The sequence below is a fragment of the Pseudomonas guariconensis genome, from assembly GCF_024127895.1.
GTDB classification, from domain to species: Bacteria; Pseudomonadota; Gammaproteobacteria; order Pseudomonadales; family Pseudomonadaceae; genus Aquipseudomonas; species Aquipseudomonas guariconensis_B.
This window is the reverse complement of record NZ_JAMYBK010000049.1, coordinates 1-5,843: the sequence shown is the minus strand read 5'-3', so window position 1 is coordinate 5,843 and position 5,843 is coordinate 1. Positions and strand designations below refer to the sequence as shown.

5 protein-coding genes and 1 pseudogene are annotated in these 5,843 nt (G+C 52.9%); 2 read left to right on the top strand and 4 right to left on the bottom strand.

The annotated features are described in order from the left end of the window. Window positions 1–516: 516 nt before the first annotated feature. The gene (locus NJF35_RS24335; protein ID WP_253091596.1) at window positions 517–1,131 is read left to right on the top strand and encodes a recombinase family protein; all 615 of its coding nucleotides are present in this window, start codon (window positions 517–519) and stop codon (window positions 1,129–1,131) included. On the opposite strand, the gene NJF35_RS24330 is transcribed toward NJF35_RS24335, so the two are convergent. The 4 genes and pseudogenes from NJF35_RS24330 to NJF35_RS24320 all read right to left on the bottom strand — a co-directional run bounded on the left by NJF35_RS24330 (window position 1,128) and on the right by NJF35_RS24320 (window position 3,719). Beyond that, the gene (locus NJF35_RS24330) at window positions 1,128–2,021 is read right to left on the bottom strand and encodes a hypothetical protein (RefSeq protein ID WP_253091595.1); all 894 of its coding nucleotides are present in this window, start codon (window positions 2,019–2,021) and stop codon (window positions 1,128–1,130) included. The genes NJF35_RS24335 and NJF35_RS24330 overlap by 4 nt on opposite strands. 153 nt (window positions 2,022–2,174) lie before the next feature. Then, window positions 2,175–2,243 (bottom strand): annotated as a pseudogene (locus NJF35_RS24950) (SEC-C metal-binding domain-containing protein); the annotation flags it as partial. A gap of 467 nt (window positions 2,244–2,710) precedes the next feature. Further along, a complete protein-coding gene (locus NJF35_RS24325; RefSeq protein WP_253091594.1) occupies window positions 2,711–3,055 on the bottom strand; it encodes a hypothetical protein in 345 nt (114 codons plus the stop codon). A 367-nt stretch (window positions 3,056–3,422) separates the two neighbouring features. Continuing rightward, window positions 3,423–3,719 carry a hypothetical protein gene (locus NJF35_RS24320; RefSeq protein WP_079868391.1) on the bottom strand — a complete coding sequence of 99 codons (297 nt, stop codon included), beginning with the start codon at window positions 3,717–3,719 and terminating at the stop codon, window positions 3,423–3,425. A gap of 854 nt (window positions 3,720–4,573) precedes the next feature. Between NJF35_RS24320 and NJF35_RS24315 the strand changes: the two genes are divergently transcribed. Next, the gene (locus tag NJF35_RS24315) at window positions 4,574–5,515 is read left to right on the top strand and encodes a hypothetical protein (protein ID WP_253091593.1); all 942 of its coding nucleotides are present in this window, start codon (window positions 4,574–4,576) and stop codon (window positions 5,513–5,515) included. Window positions 5,516–5,843 lie beyond the last annotated feature (328 nt).

Here is a 5,843-nt window from a genome sequence, read left to right as displayed (position 1 = left end):
TCGTATCGCTTGGGCATGGCAGAATGCTTCGCCTAAAAGGTGAGAACTCTACGGAAAATCAGGCTTTCAGCGGCTCTGGTGGCGTTTCAAAGGTTTTCATACAGAGCCTAAATCGCCGAGCTTTCTGAGATCGCCACTCAGCTACGGGCCGATCTTCATACGTGACAATCAGTTCACGCTTGATGCCTACAAGAACGACATGACTGCATCGGAAGCCATGCTGCTTGTATCGCAATACCTGCCTGAGTGGATCTACATCTACCACCCTGGTCAGCGGCTGAGAAAAGACTCGATCCCAGCGGCAATCTTCAATCAGGGCAGGGCGCTCTACTTCGTAGGGAAATAGTTCTAGTTCTGCTGGGTTGTGTCGCCGTGGTTTTTCGCATCCTGCGGCGATTTTTGGGTATGCCTAGGCTGATACGGGAAATTTTCGGCTTTGTCAGCCTTTTATATTGAAAAGTAACACCTAAAGTGCAACAGCTTTAGGACAACACCCTAACTGATACAGGTTGTACTATGTTCATCCGTGCTTATCTTCGTGCATCTACCGACAAGCAAGACGCTGGCCGCGCTCGGGTCTCCCTGGAGAAGTTCTCCAGCGACCACAACAAGGTCATCGCCTGCGAGTATCTGGAGAACGCCAGCGGTGCAGCCGCGGATCGGCCTGAATTACTCCGCCTGCTCAATGATGCCCGCACGGGTGACGTGTTGCTGGTCGAGTCCATCGACCGCCTATCCCGGCTCCCCGCCGGTGACTGGGCCAAGCTCAGGGGTGCGATCGACGCCAAGGGCTTGCGCATCGTCGCTCTGGATCTGCCCACCAGTCACCAAGGTATGCGCGATACGCAGGGCGACGAGTTCACTCAAAGGATGCTGGCCGCCATCAACTCGATGCTAGTAGAAATGATGGCGGCGATCGCCCGGAAGGACTACGAGCAGCGCCGCGAGCGCCAGGCCCAAGGTATCCAGAAGGCAAAACTGGCCGGTAAATATCAGGGCCGCCCAATCGACGAGAATCTACACAATCGCGTAAAAGAGCTCCTGGCTGCGGGCCTGGGTATTCGAGCCACCGCGAGGCACGCCAATTGCTCGTCTACCACAGTACTGCGCATTCGAGATTCCAACCCCTAGAAGCCGACTCGATAGCGCCTGGATATGACCCACGGTGCTATTTTGAAAGGCGACTTGCTAGGTGGCACGAGCCCAAATGCGACACCTACTTCACCGATCATTCGTTGGATCAAGGCATCTTGATTCGACTGCCCTAATCCATCCCACCAAGACGGAGAGGCAAAAACATTTTCAAAATGGTCAAAGAAATAGGCTACAAGCGTAGAGGACAGATCATCGTCATTGATTTGCTCCAAGCTTTTGATTAGAGCCATGCAACATCTGTCGTCCTCAGCCATCCATGAAAAAATTATCTGCCCCTTTTCTCCGCCAAAGAAAGAGGTCACGCTCATTAGTTCTGGGACCAGTGCTAGATCAGCCATATCCTGCAACTGCCTCCCCCAAAAATCGACATTAGGCGCATAGGTACCACTACACATTACTGGTGGTGCACCTTCTAGCTCGATGATGTAGGAGCGCACCGATGAGAAGTCTTCACTCGTCAAGCATCTGTCAAAGCGCGCTTTATGAATTTTTATGTCACGTAACGCAGCATCAATTCCTGCGCCGTGGAGGTGGGCGAACGCTTGGATTTCAATCTGTCGATCTGGCGAACGCCCCCTATCCAGGTCCTTATAAAGCTTGGCCTGCTCCGACGCCGCACGTTTAGTGTAAATCTCTCGTGCATAAGCACGGTAGGCCAGAAGGAAGCACTGTTCCTGGCTCCCTACGAATGCATCCTTCTCAATTGGCGCAAAAAGCCCATCATCATGGGTGGAACAGAAGCCGCTGAATGTAGAAGCTCTTCGGACACCCACCCTTTCAGGTTTCAAAACACCATTGTGCTTGATCAGCCCCTCTAGAGACGGCATGAAAGACATAACGTGTCCATCATCTGCGATCTGGTTCAAGCTTCCCGACCGGGGCACAGTATGTGCAGCAATGATTGACCCCGAGCATTGTGAATGAAAGGCGTCGGGGGCTGAACACAGCTTCTTCGAGAAATGTTTCCTGTGGGCAGCGCTAAGATCCCAAGGTTTATGTGGCTGAGCTGACTCGCGACCAAGGTGACATTTCTTAAATTTTTTGCCCGAGCCACACCAGCATTCGTCGTTTCTCCCTAGCTTGTTCATTTTGCTTCCCCTGTCGTGCCAGCGAAATTGAGCGCATAAGGTAATTCAACGCTGCTTCGCGTGGGAGGCTATGAGCCTGCAATCATTTTTTTGCACACATCTTACACCCATGGAAGGCAGCGCGAATCCTTATTAATGCTGTAGGCCATTTTAAATATGGCGTCCCAGACAGGAATTGAACTTGCAAGCTCACCTTTGGAGGGGCAAACCTTCGGTGCTTAAAAGAGCGGCTTGGAAGGGGGCTGCGCCAGTGCGTTGGTGAACTGCTCGGTACAGGCCTGTGATTCGGGCTACCGCTCGCCATACAGGGGCCAGTAACACCACAGTAATTATAAATCCGTGATCAAATGACTAAGTAACGACGCAGTTTTACATCCTGTCGAGTAGTAGCGACATCCGTGCGTATTTAACCCCGCTATATTCTCCTCTTGGGTAGCATTCCGATCGCCTGTGGAGAATTGGTTCGTTCAACGGCCCAGGCGACGGCGCAGGGTTCGAATCACCCTTGTGCGCATGAAAACGGTTGCGACTGAAATCGCAAGCGCTACAGCGCCCGCCAGTTCGCCGAAACGGACGAAGGCAACGATGCTTACTAGGGCGAGAACCATGATGCCGTAGAACTCTACGTTGGCCCTTCCCGCGGCCAAAGCCTGGCGCTCGGTAAGCATCCACTTTGTCGACAGACAGAAGGGGCATACAGATGACTCAGGATCACCACCCCCTACGGGAACTCCGCTCACGTAAAGCGGAGCGCTGGTGATCACCTTCGGAACCATCATCCTCTTACAGCACTGGCATTCTACTTTGTCCACGATGTCATCCTCCTTGAACTGGGCGCATGCTTGAACGTGAGCTGATGGCGCACTTGATTCAATTAATCGGCAGTCGAGTTCGGGCGTGTTTCGCTGTGTTTGCTGTTGTCGTGCTTCTTGTCCAGGTAAGCGGCGATCCTGTAACCAATCGCGGCTGTTACCCCCAAGGCGCAGAGCACGCCGAACACTGAATAGATTAGTAGCTCAAATCGGTCCATGTTCTTCCCCCATGCTTATGTGCATCAGAGTCTAAGAGACTCGTTCACTGTACAGAAACGCGCAGCATTTTCTTCATGCTGGTTTAACGTTCTAGCGCCAGGTACTGGCGGGCGCTGAGTCAGTCTGCGAACGCGCCACCGTGATCGAACTACAGACTCTCGCTCATCGAGTCCATGCCGTAAGCATTGCCCATGACATCGAGGCAGCCATCCATCATCGGCTGTCCGTTGGCCGTGTTTACCCAACCGTCTTCCATCAGCTTCATTAAGCTGCTCTGCAGGCTGCAATTGTCAGCCTGAGTCTGCATGACGGGCTCGACCCAGACCGCGTTATCGTCGATGTGAAGATCGAACGGGTAGGTCGATTTCTGTCCTTCGCCGGTCAGCGACTCGGGATACTGGTACCGCGTGCGCTCACTGCGGATATTGAGACCGTCATGCAGCATGACTGCTTTCCCTTGGATGGGATATACACACTGTGGTGTACAGCGGTTTTGTCGGCTGGGCGATTGAGGCCATCAAGTTGGCCATAGTGGCAAATAAGGTCATGGTGGCGCTCCTCAATGTAGGTGAGCCCAGTGTCCCCTCGACCTCGGAAAACCCAAGTGGCTGATCTGATGCATCTGGGTGGCCCTGACATCCGCTTCGCGACACATCGTAAAAATAGGGCTCACCTCCCATCTATTGCCTATGGGAGTCTGACGCTTCACCTCCCATAGAGAAACTTACCGATTTGCTGGAAAGGGTGTCGTAAAGGGGTGTTGTGGCCGCAAGCCGCATGAATCCTGGGCTTCAGCGTTTTCACGGGCTTTTCCCAGGTGGTTAGCGTTGTGAAGGGGTGTCGTCAAGAGGTGTCGTGAAGGGGTGTTGTGGCCGCAAGCCACATCAATACTGGGCTTCAGCGCTTTCACGGGCTTTAGCCGGGCAACTGGCGTCGTGAAGGGGTGTCGTTAAAAGGTGTCGTGAAGGGGGCAAGCCACATGAATACTGGTCTTCAGCGTTTTCACGGATCAGGCATCAAAGGTTTAAGTGCAAGGCTCCGACTGCGACGAGAAACGGACGGCAGATGACGGTGCGTCTTCCTGAGCGCAGAGCCAGTACGGTGAATGGGCAACGAATGACGACGGTGAAGTGCGTTCATAATAGTCAGATAGTGATCGGTAGACCGAGCCGGTCAAGAATGGCCGCCGAAGGTGGCTGCTTGCGGCCAGAAGCGGACACTTAAAGGGAATTATCAGCTTCAATTTCAGTGTGAATCCCTGCAAACTGTGGCTAGCTCCGTCGAATCAAGGGATATGTGATGACTGACCGAATTTTGCTCTACATCGACATCCTCGGGTTTTCTGAAATGACCCGAAAAGACCCGCGAAAGGTTGCTCGCGTTTACGCGATCCTGAACAGGCTGAACTCCCATCAGCACGATGGTTTCAGAACAATCGTATTCTCAGACACCGTGTTAGTCTACAACGTAAAACCGGCCGACAGCGATGCTGATCGTGAGCACTACGTTTGGTACCTAACAGAGTTTGCGGAGCACTTGCACCACATGCTCACAGGGCAGGATATCTACTTCAGGGCCACCTTAGTTGCCGGTGACTTCCTCCACTACCGTTTAGATAACGTGGAGTGCTTCTTCGGAGGCGCGCTAATTGATGCATACAATGCAGAGAAAGACATACCTTCGCTGGGTTTGTTTATGGACACGACTTGCGCCCGGTACAACCAATTTTTTCGCCTTGCCCCGTTCAACGACAAATTCTCGTTTGTGTACCTGAACCGGCATCTCGAATATTTGGACCAGCGTTGCAAGGGACAATACCCTGCACACGCCGGCACCCTAGACGATAACCCCGCACCTTTTCTTCCTTGGCAAGTCCGTTTTCTGCACGACATCCACAATCAAATGCGGAACCATCCTTCGCCTCATGTCAGGACAAAGTTTCTGACTGCATGGGACTTCCACTACAAGCGATATCCCCAGATGTTACAAGCCTTGGTGCAGCAAGGCTTCTCTCTAAGCGCGCTTGGGTATCAGGGCGCTTGGGATGAGGAGAAAAGTGCAATGGAAAAGGACATCAAATTCTTCAAGCGAATCGGGAGCGGAACTAACCTTTCGATGACGATCTCCGGCAAAAAATCAAAGGGCTCAACGCTCCCGATAACTCAGTCGAGCAAGAATTCAGCAAGTGCCGGTAATGATTCGAGTTCCCCTAAGCGCCCAGCACCTTCCCGGAAGCTGTGATATTGCTATTTCGCTATAAATTGTTCTCGTCGATCCACCTGCCGCCTCAACTCTGATAGTGGATAGTTGAATCGCCCCTAATTTCGCAGTCACTCGGTGACCGCTTTTGGCCGATTCCGGCCTGACTCGACAGATTCAGAGCGGCCGGTTCGCAAGCACTGGCAGTTGCCCCAAGCGCTCAGGTACGTCCATTTGGGCGCTGAATACTTATCCCAACCTGAACCGCCCCGGGTTTCGTGGAGGCCTCAACTCTTGAGAAGATGAGGCCATGAAAAAGACTACGACCTACTCCCCTGAAGTCCGTGAACGTGCCGTGCGCATGGTTCTG